We start from the raw sequence: 25,419 nt of genomic DNA, 5'->3' as shown, positions 1-25,419 counted from the left end.
GCGCCGGGTATGGCTCCTATGCCGCTGCGTTGACAGCAACGGTATCGGAGCGCCGGTTCACTCCAGCCGCTCGACCTTGCGCAGCGAGGGGAACAATTTCATCCAGAGCAGCGCCACCGCGACCGTGCCGAGGCCGCCGATCAGGGCGGCGGGCACCGCGCCGAACAGCGCGGCGGTGATGCCGCTCTCGAACTCGCCGAGCTGGTTGGAGGCGTTGACGAACAGATAGTTCACGGCGCCGACGCGGCCGCGCATCTCGTCCGGGGTTGCAAGCTGCACCAGCGAGACGCGGATCACGACGCTGATCGTGTCGGCGGCGCCCATTGCGGCGAGCGCCAGCGTCGACAGCCAGATCTGCCGCGACAGCGCGAATACGCAGATTGCCAGCCCGAAGGCGATCACCGCCTGGAACATGCGCAATCCCACCCGCCGCGAGATCGGATACCGCGTCAGCACGGCCGTCATCACCAGCGCGCCGACCGCGGGCGCGGCGCGCATCACGCCGAGTGCCCAGGGGCCGGCATGCAGGATGTCGTGCGCATAGATCGGCAGCAGCGCACTGGCGCCGCCCAGCAGCACCGCAAACAGATCGAGCGAGATGGTGCCGAGGATCGCCGGATTGCCGCGAACGAATTTGACGCCGGCGAACAATTGCCCGAGCGACGGCGGGTCCGGCTCGGCCGCCGGCCGTTCCAGCCGGATCGCGCCACAGCAGATCGCCGCGAGCAGCCAGAACGTCGCCATCACGGCGTAGGGGACGGCCGGCGAGATCGCGTAGGTGAGGCCGCCGATCGCCGGACCCGTGACGATCGCGACCTGCCAGGCGCCGGCCGACAGCGCGGTGGTGCGCTGCAGCTGGCCCTCCGGCGCCACGGCCGGCAGCAGCGCCGAGGCGGCCGGGTCGCCGAATGCTCCGGCGACACCGAACGCGATCAGCACCGAGAAGATTTCCGGCACCGTCAGGTCGCCGGCAAAGCTGCGCCAGCCGAGATAGGCGGCCGCAAGCCCTTGGATCAGTTGGCAGGCCTGCACCACGCGGCGGCGATCGTAGCGGTCGGCGGCGTGGCCTGCGATGAAGACCAGCAGCGCGTTCGGGATGAACTGCACCAGCCCGACCAGGCCGAGATAGACGGCGCTGCCGGTCAGCACGTAGACCTGCCAGCCGATCGCAACGGTGGCGATCTGGTAGGCGAATTCGGAGAAGCTGCGCGAGGCCACGAACAGCAGCAGTGGCCGGTGACGGGACAGCTCGGCGGACGCCGCCTCGGATTGCGCGGACATGGGCCACGGATGGCGGAGCGTGCGACGGCAGTCAAGTGTGACGCGGCCTAAACGCATCCCAAACTGGTCGGATGTTCAGCCTTCCGTCCTGTTCACCAGCCTGATCAGCTCGTCGCCATAATGCTCGAGCTTCTTGTCGCCAATCCCGGCGATGCCGCGCAGTTCGGTCAGCGTGTCCGGCCGCATCGCGGCGATGCCGTCGATGGTGGAATCATGCAGCACGACATAGGCCGGCACGCCACGCTGCCGCGCCACCTCGGAGCGCCAGGCGCGCAGCGCTGCATGCAGCGCGGGGTTGGCCGCCGCGCCCTTGCCGTCGGCCGCCGGCGCCAGCTCGCCGCGGCGCGACTTGCCGCGGATCGCGCGGTTGCGTGCGCCTTCCGGCTGCTCGCGCAGCATCACCGCGGTCTCGCCCTTCAGCACGCCGCGCGCGCTGTCGGTCAGCTTCAGCGCGCCAAAGGCGTCGCTGTCGGCGCGCAGATGCCCCATCGCCACCAGCTGGCGCAGCACCGCACGCCATTGCTTCTCGTTGAGCTCGCGGCCGATGCCGAACACCGACAATTGGTCGTGGCCGAACTGCTTGACGCGCTCGGTCAGTCGCCCGACCAGCACGTCGATCAGGTGCATGGCACCAAAACGTTGCCCGGTGCGATAGGCGCAGGAGAGCAGCTTCTGCGCGAGCACCTTGCCGTCGCGGACCCGCGGCGGCATCAGGCAGTTGTCGCAATTGCCGCAGCTTTCCTCCGCGCGCGCCTCGCCGAAATAGCCGAGCAGGCGCTGCCGCCGGCAATGCACGGTCTCGGCCAGCGCGACCAACGCATCGAGCTTGCCGATCGAGACGCGCTTGAAGGCGTCGGAGCCGGTCGATTCGTCGATCATGCGGCGCTGCTGCACGATGTCGGAGAGGCCGTAGGCCATCCACGCGGCCGAGGGCTTGCCGTCACGGCCGGCGCGGCCGGTCTCCTGGTAATACGCCTCGATGCTCTTGGGCAGATCGAGATGCGCGACGAAGCGCACGTCCGGCTTGTCGATGCCCATGCCGAAGGCGATGGTCGCGACGATCACGATGCCGTCCTCGTTGAGGAAGCGGTCCTGATGCCGGGCGCGTACCGACGCATCGAGCCCGGCATGATAGGGCAGCGCCGGAATGCCGGCCTCGCTGAGCGACGCCGCGACGTCCTCGACCTTGGCGCGGGACAGGCAATAGACCACGCCGGCGTCGCCGGCATGCCGCTCCTTGATGAAGTTCTTCAGCTGCGTGGTCGCGTTCTGCTTGTCGACGATCTCGTAGCGGATGTTGGGCCGGTCGAAGCTCGCGACGAATTGCGGCGCGTCGGTGAGCTGCAGCCGCTCGGCGATCTCCTTCCGCGTTGACGCATCCGCGGTCGCGGTCAGTGCGATGCGCGGCACATTGGGGAAGCGCTCGGCGAGCGCGGACAGGCCGATATATTCCGGGCGGAAGTCATGGCCCCATTGCGACACGCAATGCGCCTCGTCGATCGCAAACAGCGCGATCTGCGCCTGGCCGAGCAGATTGAGGCAGCGCGGCGTCAGCAGCCGTTCCGGCGCGACATAGAGCAAATCGAGATCGCCGGCGAGCAGCCGCCGCTCGACCTCGGAGGCCTCCTGATAGGACAGCGTCGAATTCAGCACCGCCGCGTTGACGCCGGCCTCAGAGAGGCCGGCGACCTGGTCGCGCATCAGCGCGATCAGGGGCGACACCACGATGCCGCAGCCGTCGCGCAGCAGCGACGGCAGCTGGTAGCAAAGCGACTTGCCGCCGCCGGTCGGCATCAGCACCAGGCAATTGCCGCCATCGGTGACGTGGCCGATGATCCTTTCCTGCGCGCCGCGGAAGCCCGGCAGGCCGAACACGGAACTGAGCACGGCGCGCGCGTCGCGAGGCGGCGTGGATGCGTGGTCGAGGGCGGGCTGGGCAGTCATGATCCGAGATAGGGTGATTCGAGTTCCGTGGTCGAACGATTCCGGAACAGAACGTGTTAATACACCCTCCCGCGATAAACTCAATTCAGGCGTTGGCTGCCTGTCGCCGTGTACGTCCGCGCCACCGGCAAGCGGCTGAGCTCAGCCGCAAGCGGATCAAGGATGCGATCGACGCGGAGAGCGTTTTCGAGCGAAGTGGACACCGGTTCGCGTGAAGAAAACGCGTCAAAACAAGGAGCGTCAGACCGTTGGGGCCGGTGGCGTCGGCGGTGGCGTCATCGGCTCGACCTTGTAGGTGGTCGGCAGATTGATCGGCCGGTAGGTCGGATCCTTCTCCATCCGCTCCAGCACGGAAGCATGGATGGTGGAGTTGTCCGGAATCGGCCGCGGCTCGCCCATCGGCAGATAGAAGCCGAGGAAGGATTTGCGCGCGGGCCATTCCTTCCATTTGTCGCTCTTCGGAATCCATTCCAGGATTTCCCAGGCGCCCGTCAGTGAATTGTGCAACGGGGCCGTCGCGCTTGGCGGCACATAGACATGCGTGCGCGGCGGTAGCGGCATCCCCCAGGCGAGATGATCGATCAGCGCCTGGTCCATAGGCAGCCCGGCGGCCTTGGCCTCCTCGAGCATCCAGATCAGCGGAAATTTTGACGGTCCGCTCTCGGTCTCCGGATAACCGCCGCCGACATCGGAATGCACGCCGGCGAACCAGACCTGGCGAATGTCCTGCTCCACCGCGGTCGAAGGATCGAACGGATCGGAGCGGAATTTCTGCGGCTCGATCCAGCGGTTGAGGCGGAACATGCGCCTGCGCTCGTCGATCGAGATCGCCTGGCGGAAGCGCCTGACGCTCGAATTGGTGCGGGTGAACAGCAGCGTCTGCAGATCGAACAGGAAGTTGTCCTGCCGCGGCACGATGATCGAGGCCACGGTGTCCCAGACCCCGACGAACTCGATATCGATGTTGCGGCCGCCGGCGATCTGGCTGAAGTGCCAGGCTTCTTTCAGCGGGGCATCGTCGAACGTGCCGTCCGGCTTCTGGGCGTCGGAGCTGGCTTTCTTGTAGGTGTTGAACGCGTAGCCGGCGATGTCGAGCTGGTCGACCGGCAAGAGGCCCATCACGTGAACGAAGGCAGCCAGCACGCGCACGGTGTAGGCGCCGCGGCTGAAGCCGAACATCCAGACCCGGTCGCCCGGCTCCCAAGTCCGGCACAGGAACTGGTAGGCACCGAGCGTGTCCTTGTCGAGACCGGCGCCAAAGGCCAGCCCAAGCAGGCCGCGCACCTGCTGCTTGAAGCGGCCCCAGGTGTTTTGCAGGCCGATCGTGCCGAGGCCGGGATGGTAGTAGACCCGCTCGCGCTCGTTCTTGTCGGTGACGCGAAACAGCTTCAGCACATTGGAAATATTGGCGCCGATCTCGTTGCCGGTGCCGTCGCAACAAATCACAATATCCTTCGGCATCCGTTGCCCCCGCGGTCGCCGTGAAAATCCGCAGCCTCAATGTACGGCAGAACGCGAGCACGATTCAATCTCCAATAGAAGACGGTTCTGTGTACCCGGCGTGAACGCGGCCGTGCCGCGCAACCCGAATCCTCTGGCCGCAATTGGCATCAGCTGCATACTGGCGCTTGACGGCGATCCGCAGAATTCAATTGCAACACTTTGGAAAAGGTGGGAATCTGCCTCCTGATCATTACAGTATTGCGTTGATATTTTCTCCCTTTCGGGGTTTTCGCCGGTGCGCGCGATCGTCTTGCCTGCGGCTTTGCGCAGCGTCCTCACCATGGACGGAAACAGATCGGCATGAGCCATCAAGCTTTCGTGACGGTCATTCTCGCGGGTCTGGTGGTGATTGCGTTCGGATTGTTCTGGTGGGTCGGCAACTATTCCGATCGCGTCTTTGCCAACAGATTCCGCAGCCGCTTTCCCGAGAAAACGCTGAGCTACAGCGGCGCCCAGCTCGGCGAGCTGGTGCAGTCCGATCTCCGGATGAAGTATGTCTTCCCGATCCTGTTCCCGCTCGATCTCGCCGTCATGCTGGCGCTGGCGGGCGCGATGGGCGCAGCGTCATCGTACTGGCTCAACCTGTCCTACCCGCCGGCGGCGTGGCTCGGCCTGGTGGTCCCGGCGGTGTATCTGCTGAGCGACCTGATCGAGGATTTCCTGCTGGGCTGGCTGTTGCTGCGCGGCGATCCGCATGGGGCGGCGCGATCGGCCTCGATCCTGAAGGCGATCACGACGATCAAGCTCGTCAGTATCTCGGCGTCGGTCGCGCTGACGCTGATTGCATTCGCCGGCTGGCTGTTCCACGGCGACGCGCTTCGTCTCTAAGGTGCGACGTCTTCTCGGATGCCGGCGGCCTATTGATACGTCGCCACGATGTCGGAGACGGCACGCTCGAGCTGCTGCGCAGTCGCGCATTGGCGCACCACGGTGCAGAAGGTCGCGTAGCGCGGCATCTCGGAATCGCCAAAGCCCCAGACCATGCGGCCCTCGGGGTTGAGCCACACCAGCCGCTTGGAGCGCTCGCCGATGCGGCGCAGGATGTCGGCGCGCGGATCGAGATTGTTGCTGCGGGCGTCGCCGAGCACGATCACCGTGGTCTGCGGCGTGATCGCGCTCATCCAATTGTCCTCGAAATCGGCGAAGGAATTGCCATAGTCGGACGAGCCGAAGCCGACCTTGGACATGATCTCCTTCATCGCCTCTTCCGGCGTCTTCGATTCCAGGATGTCGCTGACCTCCATCAGATGGCCCGAGAACGCGAATGAGCGGACGTCGTCGACGACCTCATGCAGGCTGTGGATCAGGAGCAGGAAAAAGTCCGAGACCCGGGCGACCGAGCCGGAGACGTCGCACAGCGCCACGATCTTCGGCCGGTCGCGATGCTTGCGCTTCCACGCGGTCAGGAACGGCACGCCGCCCCAGGCCGCGTTCCGCCGCAGCGTACGGCGGACGTCGAGATGGCCGCGGCGCTGACGTTTGCGCGGCTTGGAGTAACGCTCGCGCAGCCGGCGCGCGATCCGGCGGATCAGCGCGCGCATCTGCTCGACCTGACGCGGCTCGATCCGCGCCAGCGGCGCGTTTCGCAGGATCTCGTTGCGCAGGTTTTCCGCCTCTTCACGGCCGTAGAGCAACAGGGCTTGCGAGACCGCGTCGCGCACGGTGCCGCGCAGGCCGTTGAGCGCCTCCTGCAGTCGCTCGGCGAGCCCCGGATTGCGCGTGGTCAGGTCGTCGATATCGTCGCGCAGGCGCTGGATGCCCATCGCATCCAGGATGCGGGTCTGGAAGATGCCACGCTGGGTGAAGTAGCGGATGTCGGGCAGCGAGGCCGCGCCGGAGGCGTTGGCGATCGCGGTCGATATCGCGGACCGATCCTGCGACAGCAGCATCTGCGCCAGCGGCCCGACATCGTTGGGGGTATTCTCGTTGGGGGTATTCTCGTTGGCGGCAGCGCCGGCCGTGTCGCCATGTTCATCGGCGGACGGATTGCTGCCCTGCTCGCTGTTGTCGTCCGTCATGCTCTGCTCGGTGCTCTTCTGCTGCGGCTCGGGCTGGCTGAAGAACAGGTCAAAGCACTCGCCGAGCGCGCGCTTCTCGTCTTGCGTCTTGGCAAGCGTCAGCAGGAACGTGTCGCGCAGGATGTCGCGGTCGGCAAAGCCGACCTGGGCCACCGCGCGCATCGCATCGATGCTTTCGGCGGGCGAGACCCGGACCCCGGCTCCCCGCGCCGCACGAAAGAAGCGATGCAGGTTCTCGCGCATCTTGGTCTAGCTGAACACGCCCTGGCGCGACGCCTTGGCGATGAAGGACGATATCTGTGGCGTCGCGGCCTCGATATCGGCCTCGTATTTCAGGAGCACGTTGAGCGTGTCCTTGACGATCTCGTGGTCGAGCTCGCTCGCCTGCAGCAGCACCAGCACGCGCGCCCAGTCGATCGCCTCGCTGACCGAGGGCAGCTTCTTCAGGTCCAGCGTGCGGATCTCGTGGATGAAGCCGACCATCTGCTTGCGCAGCGTCTGCGAGATGCCGGGCACGCGGCTCTCGACGATGCGCTCTTCCAGCTTCTGCTCGGGGAAACCGATATGCAGATGCAGGCAGCGCCGCTTCAAGGCGTCGCCGAGGTCGCGCTCGCTGTTCGAGGTCAGGATCACGGTCGGCGGCGCCACCGCCGAAACCGTGCCGAGCTCGGGGATCGTGACCTGGAAGTCCGAGAGGATTTCCAGCAGCAGCGATTCGAATTCGGCGTCCGACTTGTCGATCTCGTCGATCAGCAGCACGCAGCCGGCCGGCTGCTCCAGCGCCTGCAGCAGCGGACGCGGCTCGACGAATTCCTTGGAGAAGAACACGTCGCCGAAAGTATGCAGCTGGTCGAGCGCGGCAGCCAGCGTCTGCGCGCCGCCGAGCACCTCGCCGAGCTTGTCCTTCAGGATCTGGGTGTAAAGCAGCTGCTTGGCGTATTTCCACTCATACAGCGCCTTGGCCTCGTCGAGGCCTTCATAGCATTGCAGGCGGATCATCTTCAGGCCGCGCCACGCGGCGATCGCCTTCGCCAGCTCGGTCTTGCCGACGCCGGCGGGGCCCTCGACCAGGATCGGCTTCTCGATCTGCTGCGACAGATAGACCGCGGTCGCGATCTGCCGGCTCGCAATATAGCCTTGCGCGGCGAGGCCGCTTTCCACGGCCTCGATCGAGGCGGTGGGCCTGGTGTCAGCCACGAGGATCAGCTCCGGATTTGCCTTGAACTCGGACCAGTTCTGCGCCCGTTGCGGGCAAAGCACAAGGCTCGTTTGGCTCGTAATGGCATGGGGTTAGCGCAAGGTTCCCGGGATATTTCCGCCGAGCGCAATACGCAGAAGCGCAGCCCGGACAAGGAAGGGATCACGTTGCGATTTCGCGATCGTGCCGTGACCCGGGGGGAGGCCGAGGATTAGAAGTTGCCGCCTGAATGCGAAGTGAATGTGCGGGGAAACCGCTTCACCTCAGCGTGAGGCCGGTCGCGGCTTCGAGCTCGGAGATCGCTTGCGCGGAATTCACGACCTTGATCGTGGTCATGCCCATCTCGCGCGCCGGCTTCAGATTGACGCCGAGATCGTCGAGATAGATGCAGTTCTTCGGGTTCACCTGCAGCGTTTCCACCATCATCTGGTAAATGCGCGGGTCGGGCTTGCGCAGGCCGATCTTCGCGGACTCGATGATGTGATCGAACAGTGCCATCACCTCGGCGACGTAGAGCGTGCGCCCGCTGCGGCTGCCGATCGCGTTCGCCGGCAGATTGTTGGTGATGCAGCCGGTCTTGAACTGCGCCTTGATGCGCTTCAGCGCCTCGACCATCTCGGGGCGCAGGTCGCCCGAGAGCAGCGGCAACACGTCCTTGCCGCGCACCTCGGCGCCGAGTGCTTTCGATTCCGTGGCGAACAGTTCGTCGAAGGCGTCGATATCGATCTCGGCGCGCTCGAACTTGGCCCAGGCGTTCTCGAGATGGTTGGCGGCGTTGGTGCGGCGGATGATGTCGATCGGCAAGCCGCGCTCGCTCTCATAGCGCGCGAATGCCTCGAACGGCGAGGTGGTCAAGACGCCGCCGAAATCCCAGATCACTGCCTCGATCATCAAAATCCTGCCCGTTAAGATCCTGCCCGTTGCAAAGCGGTGGCTTCGCCTCGCGTCTTCCGGCCGTCTGGCAGGAAGATAGGGAAACGCGTGTCCGTTCTCTTTATGGGAATTGCCGCCGATCAGGCAAGCCGCCACTTTGCTGCGAAAATCCGCCACGCGGAACGGCTCACCAGACCATCGGCACCAGGCGGTAGCGTACGCGGGCGAGATACTCGGCATAGCCGTCGAGCTCGGCGGTGAGCATCCGTTCCTCCATCAGCGCCCGCAAGCCGAGCAACGCCGCCATGACGGGTACGATGGCAAGGCCGTACCAGGATCCGAGCAGCAGCGGCGCGCCGACATAGGTCAGCAACCCGCTGGCATAGATCGGATGTCGCACATAGGCGTAGGGCCCCGTGGTCACAGCAGCATGACCGCGCTCGCGCTGGATCTTCACGACCGGCGCGGCATAGCTGTTTTCCCGGTAGGTCCGGTACACGATGTAGAACGATGCCGCGATCATGACAGCGCCGGCACATTGCAGCCAACCGGGGACGAGCGATGTCTGGTAGCGCGCCGCGTCGAGCGCCATCAGCGGCAGCCACGTCAGCCACAGCAACGGCATGATCGTCGTGATGATGCGATCCCATCCGGCCTGGCCGCGCGAGGTGCGCCGCTCTGCCAACAATCCCGGATCATGCTTCGCGAGCCAGGCCTCGGTGATCAGCCCGCCGATCGTGATCTCGAACAGCAACACCCAAGCGCCGGCCCATCGCATGGTGCCGGCCGCGAGGAACAGCAGTATCCCGAGGCCTGTGAATGTGAAGGCCGCGCGGCGCAGATTGGGGCCAGGGGTATGGGGGCGGGGATTGCTGTTCTCGTTCATCTCTCTCTCCGACGAGCGGCAACGGCCGCGCCGCCGGACCGGGCGGGCCGTTGCATGTCTAGGCAGCAGATCGATGCGGCTCAACGCGAAACGTCGATCACGGCCGGCGGGTCCAGTTTCGCGCCTGTCCGGAATAGACCTTGCTCGGCAGCGCGCGCGCATTGGGATCGAGCAGGATCTTCATCGCGGTGTTGAGCCGCGCCTCCGAGTGCGGCGAGCCATCATGGCGCATCTGCTGCGGGGCCCCCGGGCCCTGTGGCGGCGCCATGTAGGCCGACGTTGTCGGCGGAGCGGGCGTGGTGGCGATCTTCGGACGGGCGACAACAGCGGCCTCCAACGGACGCCGCGCCTGGTCCATGCTTGACGCTGCGGATGGTGCTTCCGCCGGCGGCGGGGAGGCGGGGCTGTCGGATCCGGATTTGCGGGGCGGTCTTGCCATGGCATCGGCTCCTTAAGGTTCGGTGATGACGACGACGTCAGGATTTGTCCTCGTCGGATGTGGTGCGTTTGGCGATGATCGGGTTGCGGTCGCTGATCGCGGCGAGCAGCGAGGCGTGGCTCACGACTGAGGACACGACGATCTTCCCCGAGGGCTCGATCCGGCGACCGTTCTGCTGCTGTTGCTCTGGGCTCCTGGCGGTTGATTTCTGTATCATGTCGGCCTCCTCGAGGGTGGGGGTGGGGCCCGACAGCGCCGGGCCCCGAGTTTGGCGATCAGATGCCGAAAGCACCGAGGACGCCCGGCAGCGCCTGCACGGCCGTACCGAGGATGTCCTGCCAACCCTGCGGGTTGACCGACCCGTTGGTCGCCACTTCAGCAATCCGCTTCGGACCGCGCTCGATGCCCTCACACTGGATCGGGCTACGCACGCTTCCGAAGGTCTCAAAGTCGTTCCTTGCGTACATGTTCAGCTCCTTCTTTCGGTTTGAATTGACGGCAACTACGGGAGGTGAGCACCGACCGGGGCAGCCGTCGCTGGACGTCGCCCAGGGGATCGCTCATCGCGTCGATCCCCCGGACCACGTGACGCCGATTTCGCGCCACGTTCTGATCTCCTCCGAACGCAGAGGAGCAATCGCGTCAATAGACCTGCCACTGCCGCAGCGGCCCGACCGCCACCGGCACCACGTCGCTCACGTCGATCGTGTACTGATAGACTTCGCGCGCCTGGGTCAGGACCTGCGTCGGATTGAAGAAGCGGTAGGTCACGTCGTGGCAAACCGATTCCGGACGGCAGATCACGCTCTGGTCGACTTCGACGGTGTCGAGCCGCAGGCCCTTCTTGGCGACGTCACTGAAGATCTTTCGCGTGTTGTAGGCATTCATCGCGGAATAGTTCAGTGCCCGGTCCTGCGGCGAGAGGCCGACATTGCGGAATTCGTTGTAGATCCGCTCGAGGAAGCCTTCGGCACCGGCAGGCCAGGTGTCGGGGTCGGGTCCGAACAGCGTGTAGAGATCCCACTGGTAGAAGCCGCGCCAATCGGTCACCAGCGTCGGCACGACCGTTCCGTTGAGCAGCTTGGTCGTGTTGGTGCTGTCGACCCAGCCGGCCATCGAGACCCGTGCCACGCCGCCGCGCGGCGGGAATGCCGGGGGCGTCGTCGGTCGCGCGTCGGCGTCAGCGGCCATCGCTGTCGCGGTCACCACGGTGCGGGTCGTCGCGGGATCGTCGTGCGAGACTTCCTGGTGCCACAGCGCGAGGATCAGTGCCGCGAAGAAGCCGAGACCGAACACATCGAGCGGCTTGATCGCGTAGATCGGGATCGAATCGATCGTCATCGTCCAGGTGATGGCGTCGGCGTCGGGGAAGTTGTTGCCGGAGCCGGCCGGCGTTGAGGTCTCGCCTTCGGCCTGGTTCAACAGATAGCGCGCCATGATCGCCGGATTGTACGGCGCCGAGGTATCGCCGGAGCGGTCGCGCTCCGGTCCGAATACCGGATCGCCGCGTCCGATCAGGCTGTCGCGCCAGTTGGCGATCGCCTGCACGAAGTAGTCGAGGCGGGCTTCCTTGCCGAAATCGTAGAACAGCCTGCCGATCGGGAAGGCGAGCTGGCCGGTGGACTCGGGCGTAGCGCTCTGCGGACGCATGCCGCCGCCGCCGCAGCCGCAACTCTTCTCGCTGGTTCGAACCGCGGGTGCCTCGTACATCGGCATTGCGACGGGAAGCGCGTGGCTCGGCATCAGCGCCGGAAGCTGCTGCGGCTGCAGCCAGGCTTGCGGCACCATGGCGGCCGACTGCATCGCCATCTGCGGCATCATCATCTGCGGCGCTGCCATCTGCGGCATCGGTGCCGGCATCCAGACCACGTCGCTGCCCGGATGAGGGGCGTGATAGGGATAAGGCGCGGGCGCTGCGATCGGCGCGGCGACGACACCGTGATCAACGGGGGCCGCCATGGCCACAGGTGCCGACCCGACAGCCTGAGCCTCGCTTGGCATGATCCCGGGACTGCTTCGCAGGACGGAGCCGTCCGGCCCGAAAATGCGTGGAGCCGATGGTGCAGACATTGCTGATAGATCTCCCATGGAACCCTCTCTGGTTGCAGTTGGCTGAGCGGCGGATGACGGTTGGACGAAAGGGCGCGCGGACACTCCCCAGAAGCGGGGAGGCGCGGCCGTGGCACCCGACGGCATGACGGCGTCCGCCTGCTCGCCAAGCAGGGCGGCGACAGCCGCGGGAATATCGAGACGTCCGGCGAGACAGCGCGAGGCGCTGCCGTCATTGCGGCAGGGCACCGCGCTTTCGAGCAGCGCAGCACGGACGGCTTGCGGATCGGCCTTGCGTCCATTCTGGCGCAGGCATGAGAGCAGCAGGGCGACGACGCCGGCGACGATCGGCGCGGCGAAGCTCGTTCCGGAACGCAGGCTGACGTTGCGGACCGGCGAGGCGCCGACAATGTTCTCGCCCGGCGCGAGGATGCCGTTCTCGAGATAGGCGTCGCCGAAATTGCTGAAGGGCAGCGGGGTGCCGGTGAGATCGCATGCGCCCACTGCCAGCACCGAAGCGAGACTGCCCGGCACCTGGACGCAGCGGCAGCCGTCATTGCCGGCGGCGGCAACGATCAGCTTGCCGGCGCGTTCGCAGGCGCGCACGGCGTCAATGAGAATGCGATCGGCCTGTCCCGTCGCGGATTGCTGGCCGCTGCTGATATTGATGACGTCGGCGCCCGCGGCGAGCGCCTGGTTGATCGCGAGTGCCAACGTGCTTTGCGAGGACGGCTCGATCTGTCCGCCCGCATTCTCGCGATAGATCGAGAGCACGGTCGCGCTGCAATTCGGCGCAACGCCGAGCACCGGGCTGCCGGGCGTGCCCATCAGCACGCTGGCGACGTGCGTGCCGTGCTCGGACTGAATCATCGGCGAGGACGGCGCGACGAATTCGCCGCCCATCGCCACACGGGCCTGCCTGAGCGAGGGATGATTGAGATCGACGGGGCCGTCGATGATCGCGATCTTCACCGCGGGGTCGCCGCCCGACGTTCGCTGCCACAAGGCAGCCAGACCAGCGATGTCGGCAACTGGATTCATGAAATAGGTCCTGACCGACCTGCCGCAAATCCTCGCGGCCGATCCGTCTTCCACGGCAATCTGCAATTACGCAGCGAGCGAAAAGAGCGGGATGTCGTTGCGTTGGCGATGTTGTGACAGGTGCATCGCGAATGGGCTATTCGCCGTGGTGGATCAGAAAGGATCGAGCCGGTGATGGGGTCCGATCGATCCATGAGATCAATCGCGTGGGCCGAATGATCGATCAAAGGATTTAGCCGGGATCGATCTCATGGCGCGACGCGCGCGTATGCGGCGTGACGCGCCGCATCGTCGCGCTGAAGCGTGACGCGCCGCGGTCGGTCGGACACGGAATTCAGGATAGCGGGATCAACCGAGTTCGCGGCGCCGATCGGGCGCTGGCGCCGATGATGCGATCCACGGCGCCTCGCGCACGCGCCGCATCGCCAGCGCCCGGCGGGGCAGGCCGAGCTTCTGGAGCACGTGGTGGACGTGATGCTTGACAGTCGCAAGACTGAGATTGAGATCGCGCGCGATCTCTTTGTTGGACATGCCCTGTCCAATCAGCTTGAGAACCTCGCCCTCGCGACGCGTCAGGCCCTGATCCGCATCGATCGTATCCGTCTGACGCTCCATGCAAAACAGCGCGCGCAGCAGGCCGCCGGAAATCTCGGCGCTGCAGGCGAGCCGCCCCGAGGCGACGTCCGACAGCGCGCGGCAGAGCTCATCGAAGCTGGCGTTCCGGGAAATGTAGCCGCTGAATCCGGCACGGCCGCAGCGAACCACCTCGCGCCGGTCTTCGTTGAGGCCGAGCGCCACCAGGGCGACTTCCGCATGCGCGCTCGCAATCACGCGCACTTCGTCGAGATCGATGCCCTGCGTGACGTCGATCAGGATGACATTCACACTGCTTGATTCGAGTGTTTGGCGCAGGCCGGCGAGATCGGGCACCGCCGTCTCGATCGCAAATTCGGCGTGGTTCTGGAAGCTCGAGATGAGCCCCTCGCTGAACAGCCTGATCGGCGTGACGACCGCGATCCTCATCATTATCCTCGAACTTAACGAAATGGCGGATGGAGCGCCGTATGAAAGTCAACGGCACCGGCATCCAGAAAGTCATGAAGGTAAATGCGGCATGCTGCCAGAGGTTGTATTATTTCATTGTCGGGTGGAAACTACGTCCGCGATGCGCGCATGATCAAGAGACTCAGTTCACATTCGAGCGTCGTCCGGATCGCGCGACGTGATCCGAAGTGTTGCATATCGCGACAAGACGGCGGATGCGGAGCACGTGCATGTGATGACGCGTGCAGGAATCCGGCGGCGACTTCAACGCCGTAGTGATCGACGCCTAGATATTTAGACAATTGACGCGTGCAGGGCCGGATGCTCTGTACAAGATTGCGTGTTCTCCGAGGCGAAGTGCGAGCGACGCAATGCCACGTTCCGGATACGCTTAATTCTGATGCAGATCGATTGGATTCCATGACGAGCCTGATGCGAGCGACAGCCTTTCTGACCCTGTTGATGGCAGCTCCCGCGTTCGCCATCGTCGGTGGCGGCGCGCCGTCGACCGACGGCGTGGCGCGCGCCGTCGTCACGATCGTTGGCTCGCGCGGCAATTTCTGCACCGGTGCGCTGATCGCGCCAAAAGTGGTGCTGACCGCGGCGCATTGCGTGCAGCCCGGCGCCGATTACAAGATCGTCGAGTATGGCGCAGACCGGCAGCCGAAGCTGCAGGACGTCAGGACGGTTGTGATCCATCCAGCCTTTCGGATGCAGGCGATGACCAATCATGTCGCGACCGCCGATGTCGCGCTGCTGCAGCTCGCTCTGCCTGTCGCAGGCAGGGCGCCGGCCGCGCTCGGCATGCCCAACATTCCGATCCAGGTCGGCGGCCGTTTCACCATCGCGGGCGTCGGCGTCGCGGTGCGCGGCGACGGCAAGAGCGGCGGCAGCACTCGTGTCGCCGGCCTGATCGCGAGCGGCAAGCCCGGCACGCTGCAGATCCGTCTGGTCGATCCGGTCGGGCAGGGCGTGCGCGACGGGCTCGGCGCCTGCACCGGCGATTCCGGTGCGCCGGTGTTCGAGGACAAGCCAGGCGGGCCTGCGATCGTCGGCGTGGTGAGCTGGTCCACCGGCCCGAACGGCACCGCCGGCTGCGGCGGCATTACCGGCGTCACGCCGCTGACGCTGTATCGCGACTGGGTGATGCAGACCGCGCGGCAATGGGGCGCGAGCTTTTAGCGCGGCTCCCTGATCGAGCCACACGCGCTGCTGCGTAGATCCGTCATCCTGAGGAGCGCGTAGCGCGTCTCGAAGGATGCACGGCCCAGAGCCGGGCCGTCGCCCTTCGAGACGGCCGCTTCGCGGCCTCCTCAGGGTGACGGTGATGGATTGGCTGTGCGCCGAATCCTAATGCCCCGCCGCCTTGTTGGCGGCGGCGTTGTTTAGCACGATCAGTCCGTCGACGGCGACGCCGAGCTTGCTGTTGATCAGGAACGGGTTGACGTCGATCGAGGCGATGCGGCCATTGGCATCCGCCATCAGGTTGGAGAGCCCGACCAGCGCCTTCACCGCCGACGGCTCGTGCAGCGCGGGCTTGCCGCGATAGCCCTTCAGCTTGACGCCAGCCTTGGTCTTCGCGATCAGCTCCTTCGCCTCGGCGGCATCGAGCGGTGCGCCGGCCAGGGCGACGTCCTTCATCAGCTCGATATCGACGCCGCCGGTGCCGAACAGCACCACGGGACCCATCTCGGCGTCGAGCGAGGCACCGACCACGAGCTCGAGGTCGGCCTTGACCTGCTGCGCGATCAGGATGCCCTCGAGCTTCGGCTTACCCTTCAGCTTCTTCACCCGCGCGGTGATGTCGTTGAACGCCTTCTTCACCTCGGCCGCATTGGCGAGGTTCAGCACCACGCCGCCGATATCCGACTTGTGCAGGATGTCGGGGCTGACCACCTTGGCGACCACCGGAAAGCCGATCGACTTGGCGATCTTCACCGCTTCGGCTGCGGTCTGCGCGACCTCTTCCTTGGAGATCGGGATGCCATAGGCCTTGAGCAGCTTCTTCGAGGCAACCTCGTCGAGCGCGGCAGCGCCATTGGCCGCCTTCAGCGTCTTCTCCAGCACCGCGCGCGCGGACGGCTTCGAGCTTGAGGCGATGTCGGGCACCTCCTTGCGCAGACCTGCATATTCGATCAGCGACTTGATCGCGCCGACCGCACGGTCGAGGCCCTGCATCACCGCGATATCGGGCAGCGACTTGCGCAGTCCCTTGGTGAATTCGGTGAAGCCGATCGACATCGCGCTGATATAGATCACCGGCTTGTTGGCCTGGGCCGCCATGTCGTTGACGATGCGCAGATTGCGCTCGCGCAGCTCGTGCGGCGCCTTCGGCAGCTCGGCATCGATGATGACGATGTCGGTGTCTGGATCGTCGATCATGATCTTGATCGACTTCATGTAGACGGAGGGATCGACCACCGCGGCGAAGCCGGCGTCGAGCGGGTTGCCGACGATGCTGCCGGGCCCGAGCATCTTCGCCAGCTGCTCCGATGCGCTCTCGCTCAGCGGCGCAAAATTCAGCCCGGCGGAATAGAACGCGTCGATCAAGAGCCCGCGCTTGCCGCCCGACAGCGACACCGCCGCAAGGCGGTTGCCCTTCGGCGGGTCGGCGTGGACGAAGCACTCAGTGGTCTCGATCAATTCATCCAGCCCGCGCACGCGGATCACGCCTTCGCGGGTCGAGATCGCATCGAAGGTCTCGATCGAGCCGGCGAGCGCGCCGGTATGCGCCATCGCGGCGGCGCGGCCGCCTTCGGAGGCGCCGAGCTTGAGCGCGATCACCGGCTTGCCGGCGGCGCGGGCCGCCTTGCAGGCGTCGCGAAACACTTTGGTGTTCCTGACGCCTTCGAGATAGACCACGATGACGCGGATGCTCGGATCGGCGGCGAAATAGCTCATCAGGTCCGGCGTCTCGAGGCCGGATTCGTTGCCTGTCGTGACCATGTAGCCGACGCCGACACCGCGATCCTCCAGCGCCTGGCGGATCGCCATCACGATCGCGCCGGATTGTCCGGCGATCGCCACTGCGCCCTGCTCCATGGTGACGATGCGGTCGTCGATATTGGTGAACAGGTTTTCGCCGGCGCTGAGATTGCCGAGGCAGTTCGGGCCGGTGACGGCAAGCCCGGTCTCCTTGATCGCCTGTTTCAGCTCGACCGCTAGCCGCTGGCTCTCCTCATCCTGCAGCTCGCTGAAGCCGGAGGTGACGATGGTCGCCGAGCGCGCGCCGGCCGCGGCCGCGTCGCGGATCACCTGCACGGCAAACCGGGCCGGCACTAGCACCAGCACATGATCGGGCTTTTCGGGAAGGCTGGCAAAATCCTTGTAGCAGGTGACGCCCCAGATCGCTTCCCGCTTGGCGTTGATCGGAAACAGGCCCCCGGCATATCCGTACTTGACCAGATTGTTCCAGATCCGTTCGGCGTAGTTGCCGGGCTTGTCGGTAGCGCCGACCAGCACGATGTTGCGCGGATGCAGCATCGCGTGGATGCTCTTGACGATGTCGCTGGCATCAGCGGGCGGCGCCCATTTGTGGGAGGTATGAAATGCGGCGCTTGCGAGAGCTTCCATTGGGCCTGCCCTATCCTTGTTATCGTTGATTTCCTCTGGCCAACGGTCGGTCGCCGCAGCTCGTCGTTCTTCGCTCCTTTTATGGCTGATGGACAAGGGTGGCAACTCACGCTGGCGCAAGTCAGAGCATCGCATGCGATATCCCGGCATACGCAAAATTCGTGCGGATCAGGAACCCCGTTCGAGCGGGGTCGAATCCGGTTCGATCAGGGTCGCGTGCAGCAGATAGCGCTCGGGGCCCGATGTCAGCGCGTCGAACGGCCAGCAGGTCGACAGCACCAGCTCATGGCGACCGGTGAACGGATCGATGCCGGATTGATCGAAGCGGACGACCGAGCTGCGGTCGGCTCGGTAGCGAAATGTCTTGCCGTCGCTCCGCGTCACGTCGATCTCGTCACCGATTGCGACATCCCTGAGAAAACGGAAATGGGTGTCGCGGTGCGCGGAATAGACCGCAACGCCCGGCTCGCCGGCATCGACGGTCTGTTCGACATGGCCGGGACCGAATGCCAGCGCCTGGCCGCTGCTGCCGGCCAGCACGATCGCGGAAGCGTGCAGGCGCTTCACCTCGATCCGGGCAACCGGCCAGGTATCGGCCCAGCTCCATGGCTTCACCGGCTGGCCGGTCGTGATGCTTTGTGTGAATGCGCGCTCCAGCAGCACCTGCGCAAGCAGCGCCTTGGCGTGGATATAGGCGCCCTGGCCGAACAGGATCAGGCCGATGAGGGCGAAGGCGAGGGGGAGAAGGAAGCGGGGCATTGTTGAGCCTTGCGCAGTCATTCCGGGGCGTCCGAAGGACGAACCCGGAATCTCGAGATTCTCAGGTGCGCAAGTGCGCACCGTAGTTCGATGCTGCGCATCGCCCCGGAATGACACTCGAAGAAGAAGTGGCGCGCGCGGCCCCTGGGGGACGGGTGGAAGGCCGCGCGCGCTCTTGAAGGAGGAGGTCGGGGGGCACCTCCTCCTTTCATCCGACGTCATTGGGGCGACGTCTGACGCCGGTTGAACACCAGAAGGAGAAAGCTGATCGTGAGCAGGATCACACCTGCGATCATCTTCAGCTCTGCATCGGTTGCCGTCTTCGGCAACTGGATGGTGCCGGGACCTTGCGTCGCGACCGGTGACCGCTTCAGCACAGCGAGTTGCACCTTGCCGTCGCCCGCGTCGGCGCGGCGTTCGGTCGGCGCGGCCGGCAGGCGCGGACGCTCGCCGAACACCTTTGCGAAATCCCAGCCGGCAGGCAGGTTGAGCGGCAGCTCGGAGAGTTTGAGCGGCTCGCCATCGGGGCGGCTCGGTGTCTTGTCGACCGCAACGAGGCTGGTCAGCCGGGTGACGAGCTGATGCTCCAGCGCCAGCGCAAGGATGGTCTTGTCGGCATCCTCAGGGCTCTCCTGGCGCGTGGTGCGCGCGACCTCGGCATCCGCGATCTTGCGGCGCGCCCACAGTTTTGACAGGCCCTTGCCTTCGGCGGCGCCGGCCAGCGGCAGCGTCACGCTCCACGGACGGTCGCCGATGCGGCCCTTGATCTCGATCGAGCCGGCGAGCTTGTCGAGCTTTGCGGCCAGCACCAGCGGTTCGTCGCGATAGACGTCGGGGAGTGCCGTCGGCGTCAGGTCGGCGGTCGCGTCGGAGAATTTCGCGGCGAGATTCGTCACCGCGGGATTCTCCAGCTTGGCGAACAGGCCGCGCATGCGCTCGTCGACCTGCTCAACCGAGCCGATATGGGTGAAGGTGCCGCGGCCGAGTTCGGCGGCGCGCGTCATCAGATAGGTGTTCGGCGCCGAGCCGATGCCGACCATGAACACCCGCGAGCGGCCGCGCAGCGCGCTGATGGTCTCGAACAATTGCTGCTCGTTGCCGATCGCGCCGTCGGTCAGGAACACGACCTGGCGGACGTGGTTGGCGTCGTCATGGTTGGTGTCCGATAGCGCGGCGCGCATCGCTGGCACCATCTCGGTGCCGCCGCGAGCCTGCAGCGCGCTGACGAACGACGTCGCGTTGCCGATATTGGCGCTGTTGGCGGCGACCGGCGCAGGAAACAGCACGTCCATCGTGTCGTCGAACCGGATCACGTTGAAGCGGTCGCTCGGTTGCAGGCGGCCGAGTGCGTAGATGAGGCTTGCTTTGGCCTGGATCATCGAGGTGCCGCCCATCGAGCCGGAATTGTCGATCACGAAGATCACTTCGCGGGCGAGCTGCTTTTGTTGCGCCTGCTCGACCGAAGGCGGGGTGACGAAGGCCAGCAGATAGTCGGAATTGCCGACATGCTCGCGGAACAGCCCGACCGACGGTGCCTTCTCGACGGCCGGCTTCCAGGTCAGCTCGAAATCGCGATCGGCCGGCACCGGGCTCTCGGCGAGCTTGACGATGCGTGTTGTGCTGTCGGGGCTCGCGATCTTGACCTGGTGGAAGTGGCTCTTAACCTCGCCGAGCGCAAAGCCGGCGTTCAGATGCACGGTGATGTTGGTCGGATTGACCGGCGCGTTCTCGGCGGGATCGAGCACCTCGCGCGCGATACGGTCGCGGTCCGGCACCGGATCGGTCGAGGTAGCGCCCCAGCCATTGCCATCGGCGCGGAGGTCGACGCTCTGCACCACGGGACGCGGATTGTAGCGGGGGCCGACCACCATCGGCACCCGCAGCGCGAATTCGTTGCCGTTCTGCTGCACCGGCTCCTGATATTCGATCTGCACCAGCACGGTTTCGCCGGGACCGATATTGGCGACCGAGTTGGTGAAGATGTTCGGCCGCTCCTGCTCGGTGAGCGCGGCTTTCTGGCCATTCTGCTTGGCCTGCTCGTATATCGCGCGGGCCTGCTGCCGCTCCTTGATGTCGCCGACCACGATACGGTCGCCGACCACCATCTTCAGCGTGTCGACCGCGCCGCCCGCCGGTAGCGGATAGACATAGGTCGCTTCGACCCAGTCCTTGGTCGGGTTGCGGAAGATCTGGGTGACGCGGGCGCGGACGGTCGCGCCCGACACCGTGAGGTCGACATCGATGCCGAGCCGCGTTGCATCGGCATAGCCGTCGTCGGTCTTGAACAGCAGCGAGCCGGATCGCGCGTCGCCCGGCCGCAGCACCGCCTGTTGCGGCAGCTCGGCCGACCACACCGGATCGAAACTCACCAACAGCGCCGCAAAGCCGATCACCAGCGCGGCCACACCTTCCACCAGAAAGAACAGCACAATGCGCATCCGACGCGACAGGCGGATCTGCGGGCTGCTCTCACATGCATCGTAAATCGTCATTTTCGTCACTCCCGAGCGAGGCTTTCGCTGCCTCGCGATCATGGAGAACGGCGGTTTTGGCGCGAGCAGAATGATCGGCAATGATCGGCCGTGGTCCGGCGCGGCCCGCCGCCGGCCGAGGCGGGTTTGTGCGGTTTTGTGATGGATTGTCCGGTCTGCTAGACTGTCCAGACTCATTGGGAATCGGGCAGGAATCAGGATGCCGACGCCGGACAAGCAGCTTTCCGCCGAGCAGAGCCAGCAGGTCGCGGAGACCATCCGCGAGGAAATCGCGCGCCGCCGCATCTCGCGGCAGACACTGGCCGAGCAGGCCAAGCTCAGCCTTTCGACGCTGGAGAAGGTGCTCGGCGGCCGCCGCCCGTTCACGCTGGCGACCACCGTGCGGCTGGAGCAGGCGCTCGGTGTGTCCTTGCGCAAGCTGCCGGAGGCGATCAGCGTGGTCGCGCCTGCCAATGGCGGGATCGCGCCCGACAGCCTCGGATCCTATTCGCGCCGCTCGGTGGCGCGGATCGAGGGCACCTACATCACGGTCCGTCCGTCGTTCGGTGAGAAGGGCGCGATCTACGCCTACCGCACCGAGATCGCCTGGGACGACGCGGCGTCATCGCTCGGCTTTCGCGAGGGCGAGCGGCAGGACACCGACTACACCCAGTATGGCGAGGTGGCGGTACCCAATGAATCCGGCTTCGTCTATCTCGTGACCAACCGGCATGGCCAGCATCGCGTGATCACGGTCTCGCGCCCGCGCAATTCCGGCGAGATGTACGGCATCATCACGACGTTGCTCGCCGGCCGCGGTTCGCTGCTGACGCCGGTCGCCGCGCCGATCGCATTTCTGCCGGTGAAGAACGTGCCGAAGCCGAGCGTCGGCCGGGTGTCGGCCGACGATGCAAACTACGCCGTCTATCGCGAGCATCTGCGCCGGACGATCGATGAGCCGTTTGCGATCTTTTTGCCTGGATAACGTCGACAGGAGTGCGATGGTCAGTCCCGTCATCCTGAGGTGCGAGCTCTTGCGAGCCTCGAAGGATGCACGGCCACCGGCGGGGCCGTCGACCCTTCGAGACGCCGCTTCGCGGCTCCTCAGGGTGACGGTGAGATAGGGGCGCGCATCGCCCTGCCGGATTTCATCCAGCCTATCACTCCGCAAGAACAACGAAGCCGCCCGAATGGGCGGCTTCGCGACACTGTGACATCAGCTCGTTGAGCGGGCGGTGTTAGCCGCCGGTCTCCGCGCTGATGATATCGCCGAACAGCTCCCACTGCCCGTTCTTGAACTGCATCATCTTGAGCTGCTCGACCGGGGCGAAGTCGGTCGCGCTGGTGTTGATCCGGATGCCGGGGATCAGGGTGTCGGGCGTGAAGTCCTTCAGGCTGGCGGCCTGCTTCATCACGTTCTCGCGCGTCAGGTTGTCGCCGGCCTGCTTCAGCACCTGCGCCATGGTCTGCGCCGCGGCGTAGCCATAGACCAGATTGGCGTCGGACAGGTTGGCGCCCGGCAGGTACTTCTCGGCGAAAGCCATGAACTTCTTCATGCCTTCATCGTTCTTCCACTGCGGATCGGACGCGTCCTTGAGGTACCCGGCCGACAGCACGCCTTCCGAAGCTTCGAGCCCGGCGGGCTTCATGACCGCGCCGATCGAAATCGAGACGTCGGTCATCACGTGCATCGGCTTCCAGTTGAGCTCGGCGATCTTCTTGATCGCCTGTGCGGCGAATTTCGGCGTCGAGATGTTGACGAACACGTCGGCGCCGGTGTCCTTCAGCTTGACGATGTGGGAATCGATCGACGGCTCGGTGGTCTCGTAGCTTTCCTCGGCGACGATCTTGACTGACGACTTGTCGAGGACCTCCTTCAGGCCGACCAGGTAGTCCTTGCCGAAATCGTCATTGGCATAGAAGATTGCGACCTTGGCGTCCGGCTTGGCTTTCAGGATGTACTTGCCGAAGATCCGCGCCTCGACGCGATAGCTCGGCTGGAAGCCCATCGTCCACGGGAAATCCTTCGGATCGTTCCACTTGCTGGCGCCGGTGGCGAGGAAGAGCTGCGGCACCTTCTTGGCGTTGTGATACTTCTGCACCGCGGTCTGGGTCGGCGTGCCCAGTGCGTTGAACACCAGGAACACCTCGTCGCTCTCGATCAGCTTGCGGATCTGCTCCACCGTCTTGGGCGGCGAGTAGCCGTCGTCATAGGAGATCCAGTTGATCTTGCGGCCGCTGATGCCGCCCTGATCGTTGATCATCTTGAAGTAGGCTTCTTCGGTCTTGCCGATGACGCCGTAGGCCGAGGCGGGACCGCTATAGGCCTCGACATTGCCGATCTTGATCTCGGTGTCGGAGGCGCCGGTGTCATACTTCTTTTGGGCAAAGGCGGCCTGGGTGGAGAGCAGGCAGAGCGCCGTGGCGGCGGCCAGCAGCGACAATTTTGTTGTTCTCATAAAGACAATTTCCTCGATTGATTTTGATTGGGGACTTACGCAACGAACCCGCAGCCGGTCCCGGCAGACGGCTACGGGGCAATTGTTGTCACGGCGAGATCATAAGCGCGTCACGCGCGTCTCGAGATCACGCCGCGGTATCGGTTGGCTTCGGCTGGCTGAATTGCTGCCGGAGCGTCGGCTTATGAATTTTGCCTGTCGCGTTCCGCGGCAGGGCATCGATGAATTCGATCAGGCGCGGGCACTTGAACCGCGCCAGATTGGCCTGGCAATGCGTGTGGATCTCGGCCGGCGTCAGCGAGTGGCCGGGTTTCACCGCGATCACGGCCATCCCGACCTCGCCCCATTGCTCGTTGGGGATGCCGATGACGGCGGCCTCGGCAACGGCCGCCAACTGGTGCAGCACGCTCTCGACCTCGGCCGGATAGACGTTCTCGCCGCCGGAGATGTACATGTCCTTCCAGCGGTCGACGATGTAGTAGAAGCCTTCCTCGTCGATCCGGGTGGCGTCGCCGGTATGCAGCCAGCCGTCGGTGAAGGAGGAGGCGTTGGCGTCCGGCCGGTTCCAGTAGCCCGGCGTGATGTTCGGGCCCTTGACCCAGAGTTCGCCGAGCTCGCCGACCGCGGCATCGCTGCCGTCGGGCCGCACGATTCGCACTTCCGTATGCAGCACCGGCTTGCCGGATGAGCCCGCCTTGCGCGCGGCATCCTCGCGGTCCAGCACCATCACCGCCGGCGAGGTCTCGGTCATGCCGTAGCCCTGTTGCAGCGCGACGCCGCGCGCCTCCCAGGTCTTGAGCAGCGGCACCGGCATCGGCGCGCCGCCGACGCCGCCAATGACGAGGCGGCTGAAATCCGCTGACGCGAAGGCCGGATGCTGCGCCATGAACTGGTAGATCGCGGGCACGCCGAAAAACACATTGATGCCCTGCGCCGGATCAGAGATCAGCTTCAGCGCCTCGCCGGGGTCGAACGCGCGCATGATCAGCACCGTGCCGCCGGCATGCAGCACCGGGTTGGTGTAGCAATTCAGCCCGCCGGTGTGGAACAGCGGCAGCACCGTGAGCAGCACCGAGGCCGGCGAGATGTAGGCGGGGCCGCCGAGATTGACGCAATTCCAGAACGTCATCCCGTGCGTGATGATCGCGCCCTTGGGCTGGCCCGTGGTGCCCGAGGTGTACATGATGGTCGAGATGTCATCGAGCATGACCTCCTCGAACCGTTCGAGCGGCCTCGCCGCCGCAATGCCGGCCTCATAGGCGCTGCCGGGGCCGAGCCGCACCGTGGCAGCGACATTGCAGAGTTTGGCGACCTCAAGCGCGGTCGCGGCGAGATCGTCGTCATGGATCATCACCTTCGGCGAGGCGTCGCCGGTGATGTAGCGCAGCTCGGGAACGGTGAGGCGGGTGTTGAGCGGCAGGAAGATCGCGCCGATCCGGAAGCAGGCGAACTGCAGCTCCAGCGTATCCGTCGTGTTCAGCGCCAGCACCGCGACGCGATCGCCGCCGGCGACGTTGAGGGTGTCGCGCAGATAGCCGGCGAGCCGCGACACCCGGGCGTCGAGCTCCGCATAGCTGAAGCGGCGATTGCTTGCGAGATCGACAAGCGCCATCTTGTCCGGCGTGCGCCGGCGATGATGCGCGATCCAGTCGTAGTAACGAACCGGCAAATTTCCCTCCTCCGGAACGGCAGTCTTGCGCCGCCTGTTCCTGGCTCGATTGATGCCATGAATTGGCAGTGGAGGGGGCGTATTGGGATACTGTCTTGCGTTTACTGGCTGGCTTGTGCCGGGATGGAAAGCCGGTCCGGCGGACAGCCACTCGACGCAAGTGAACGGGGAAGAATCCGGACATCGTCGGAGGCGGGAATCAACGGAGCAAG

At 65.3% G+C, this 25,419-nt stretch carries 21 protein-coding genes; 3 read left to right on the top strand and 18 right to left on the bottom strand.

Going from position 1 to position 25,419, the window contains the following annotated elements; all coding sequences use genetic code 11:
* Nucleotides 1-57: 57 nt before the first annotated feature.
* The 4 genes from HAP48_RS13320 to HAP48_RS13305 all read right to left on the bottom strand — a co-directional run bounded on the left by HAP48_RS13320 (nucleotide 58) and on the right by HAP48_RS13305 (nucleotide 5,037).
* Nucleotides 58-1,281, bottom strand: coding sequence for an MFS transporter (locus tag HAP48_RS13320; RefSeq protein WP_166213414.1), 1,224 nt, complete (start codon nucleotides 1,279-1,281; stop codon nucleotides 58-60).
* A 75-nt stretch (nucleotides 1,282-1,356) separates the two neighbouring features.
* Nucleotides 1,357-3,225 carry a DNA helicase RecQ gene (gene recQ, locus HAP48_RS13315; RefSeq protein WP_166213415.1) on the bottom strand — a complete coding sequence of 623 codons (1,869 nt, stop codon included), beginning with the start codon at nucleotides 3,223-3,225 and terminating at the stop codon, nucleotides 1,357-1,359.
* Nucleotides 3,226-3,465: 240 nt separating this feature from the next.
* On the bottom strand, nucleotides 3,466-4,686 hold the full coding sequence (locus tag HAP48_RS13310) for a DUF2235 domain-containing protein (protein ID WP_166213416.1): 1,221 nt from the start codon (nucleotides 4,684-4,686) through the stop codon (nucleotides 3,466-3,468).
* A gap of 36 nt (nucleotides 4,687-4,722) precedes the next feature.
* The gene (locus HAP48_RS13305; protein ID WP_166213417.1) at nucleotides 4,723-5,037 is read right to left on the bottom strand and encodes a hypothetical protein; all 315 of its coding nucleotides are present in this window, start codon (nucleotides 5,035-5,037) and stop codon (nucleotides 4,723-4,725) included.
* On the opposite strand from HAP48_RS13305, the gene HAP48_RS13300 reads away from it, so the two are divergent.
* A complete protein-coding gene (locus HAP48_RS13300; RefSeq protein ID WP_210292835.1) occupies nucleotides 5,029-5,556 on the top strand; it encodes a hypothetical protein in 528 nt (175 codons plus the stop codon). The two genes, HAP48_RS13305 and HAP48_RS13300, sit on opposite strands and share 9 nt — an antisense overlap.
* Before the next feature lie 29 nt (nucleotides 5,557-5,585).
* Here the strand turns inward: HAP48_RS13300 and HAP48_RS13295 are convergent, their stop codons facing one another.
* The 9 genes from HAP48_RS13295 to HAP48_RS13255 all read right to left on the bottom strand — a co-directional run bounded on the left by HAP48_RS13295 (nucleotide 5,586) and on the right by HAP48_RS13255 (nucleotide 14,255).
* Entirely contained in the window at nucleotides 5,586-6,989 is a 1,404-nt protein-coding gene (locus HAP48_RS13295; RefSeq protein WP_166213418.1) for a VWA domain-containing protein, read from the bottom strand.
* Nucleotides 6,990-6,995: 6 nt separating this feature from the next.
* Nucleotides 6,996-7,943 carry an AAA family ATPase gene (locus HAP48_RS13290; protein ID WP_166213419.1) on the bottom strand — a complete coding sequence of 316 codons (948 nt, stop codon included), beginning with the start codon at nucleotides 7,941-7,943 and terminating at the stop codon, nucleotides 6,996-6,998.
* A gap of 259 nt (nucleotides 7,944-8,202) precedes the next feature.
* Nucleotides 8,203-8,835 carry an HAD-IA family hydrolase gene (locus HAP48_RS13285; RefSeq protein ID WP_210292834.1) on the bottom strand — a complete coding sequence of 211 codons (633 nt, stop codon included), beginning with the start codon at nucleotides 8,833-8,835 and terminating at the stop codon, nucleotides 8,203-8,205.
* A 169-nt stretch (nucleotides 8,836-9,004) separates the two neighbouring features.
* A complete protein-coding gene (locus HAP48_RS13280; protein WP_166213421.1) occupies nucleotides 9,005-9,703 on the bottom strand; it encodes a methyltransferase family protein in 699 nt (232 codons plus the stop codon).
* A 97-nt stretch (nucleotides 9,704-9,800) separates the two neighbouring features.
* A complete protein-coding gene (locus HAP48_RS13275) occupies nucleotides 9,801-10,142 on the bottom strand; it encodes a hypothetical protein (RefSeq protein ID WP_166213422.1) in 342 nt (113 codons plus the stop codon).
* A gap of 37 nt (nucleotides 10,143-10,179) precedes the next feature.
* Nucleotides 10,180-10,359 carry a hypothetical protein gene (locus tag HAP48_RS13270; protein WP_166213423.1) on the bottom strand — a complete coding sequence of 60 codons (180 nt, stop codon included), beginning with the start codon at nucleotides 10,357-10,359 and terminating at the stop codon, nucleotides 10,180-10,182.
* A 58-nt stretch (nucleotides 10,360-10,417) separates the two neighbouring features.
* Complete coding sequence (locus HAP48_RS13265; protein ID WP_029080476.1) at nucleotides 10,418-10,609, bottom strand: hypothetical protein; 192 nt, start codon at nucleotides 10,607-10,609, stop codon at nucleotides 10,418-10,420.
* Between the two features lie 175 nt (nucleotides 10,610-10,784).
* Complete coding sequence (locus tag HAP48_RS13260; protein ID WP_166213424.1) at nucleotides 10,785-13,232, bottom strand: S8 family serine peptidase; 2,448 nt, start codon at nucleotides 13,230-13,232, stop codon at nucleotides 10,785-10,787.
* 348 nt (nucleotides 13,233-13,580) lie between these two features.
* Nucleotides 13,581-14,255: a LuxR C-terminal-related transcriptional regulator gene (locus HAP48_RS13255; RefSeq protein ID WP_166213425.1), complete on the bottom strand. Its 675-nt coding sequence runs from the start codon at nucleotides 14,253-14,255 to the stop codon at nucleotides 13,581-13,583.
* 453 nt (nucleotides 14,256-14,708) lie between these two features.
* On the opposite strand from HAP48_RS13255, the gene HAP48_RS13250 reads away from it, so the two are divergent.
* On the top strand, nucleotides 14,709-15,458 hold the full coding sequence (locus HAP48_RS13250) for a S1 family peptidase (protein WP_224497040.1): 750 nt from the start codon (nucleotides 14,709-14,711) through the stop codon (nucleotides 15,456-15,458).
* A gap of 168 nt (nucleotides 15,459-15,626) precedes the next feature.
* On the opposite strand, the gene HAP48_RS13245 is transcribed toward HAP48_RS13250, so the two are convergent.
* The 3 genes from HAP48_RS13245 to HAP48_RS13235 all read right to left on the bottom strand — a co-directional run bounded on the left by HAP48_RS13245 (nucleotide 15,627) and on the right by HAP48_RS13235 (nucleotide 21,046).
* Nucleotides 15,627-17,849, bottom strand: a complete 2,223-nt coding sequence (locus HAP48_RS13245; RefSeq protein WP_166213427.1) for an acetate--CoA ligase family protein — start codon at nucleotides 17,847-17,849, stop codon at nucleotides 15,627-15,629.
* A gap of 168 nt (nucleotides 17,850-18,017) precedes the next feature.
* The gene (locus HAP48_RS13240) at nucleotides 18,018-18,608 is read right to left on the bottom strand and encodes a class GN sortase (RefSeq protein ID WP_166213428.1); all 591 of its coding nucleotides are present in this window, start codon (nucleotides 18,606-18,608) and stop codon (nucleotides 18,018-18,020) included.
* 218 nt (nucleotides 18,609-18,826) lie between these two features.
* Complete coding sequence (locus tag HAP48_RS13235; protein ID WP_420869896.1) at nucleotides 18,827-21,046, bottom strand: marine proteobacterial sortase target protein; 2,220 nt, start codon at nucleotides 21,044-21,046, stop codon at nucleotides 18,827-18,829.
* A 253-nt stretch (nucleotides 21,047-21,299) separates the two neighbouring features.
* On the opposite strand from HAP48_RS13235, the gene HAP48_RS13230 reads away from it, so the two are divergent.
* On the top strand, nucleotides 21,300-22,064 hold the full coding sequence (locus HAP48_RS13230) for a helix-turn-helix domain-containing protein (protein ID WP_166213430.1): 765 nt from the start codon (nucleotides 21,300-21,302) through the stop codon (nucleotides 22,062-22,064).
* A 253-nt stretch (nucleotides 22,065-22,317) separates the two neighbouring features.
* On the opposite strand, the gene HAP48_RS13225 is transcribed toward HAP48_RS13230, so the two are convergent.
* Together HAP48_RS13225 and HAP48_RS13220 are read right to left on the bottom strand one after the other, a co-directional pair.
* The gene (locus HAP48_RS13225) at nucleotides 22,318-23,538 is read right to left on the bottom strand and encodes an ABC transporter substrate-binding protein (protein WP_166213431.1); all 1,221 of its coding nucleotides are present in this window, start codon (nucleotides 23,536-23,538) and stop codon (nucleotides 22,318-22,320) included.
* Between the two features lie 127 nt (nucleotides 23,539-23,665).
* On the bottom strand, nucleotides 23,666-25,207 hold the full coding sequence (locus HAP48_RS13220; RefSeq protein WP_166213432.1) for an acyl-CoA synthetase: 1,542 nt from the start codon (nucleotides 25,205-25,207) through the stop codon (nucleotides 23,666-23,668).
* Nucleotides 25,208-25,419 lie beyond the last annotated feature (212 nt).

The organism is Bradyrhizobium septentrionale (assembly GCF_011516645.4).
Classification (GTDB): domain Bacteria; phylum Pseudomonadota; class Alphaproteobacteria; order Rhizobiales; family Xanthobacteraceae; genus Bradyrhizobium; species Bradyrhizobium septentrionale.
Note: the sequence above shows the minus strand (reverse complement) of the source record. Positions and strands in the feature narration are given on the sequence as shown.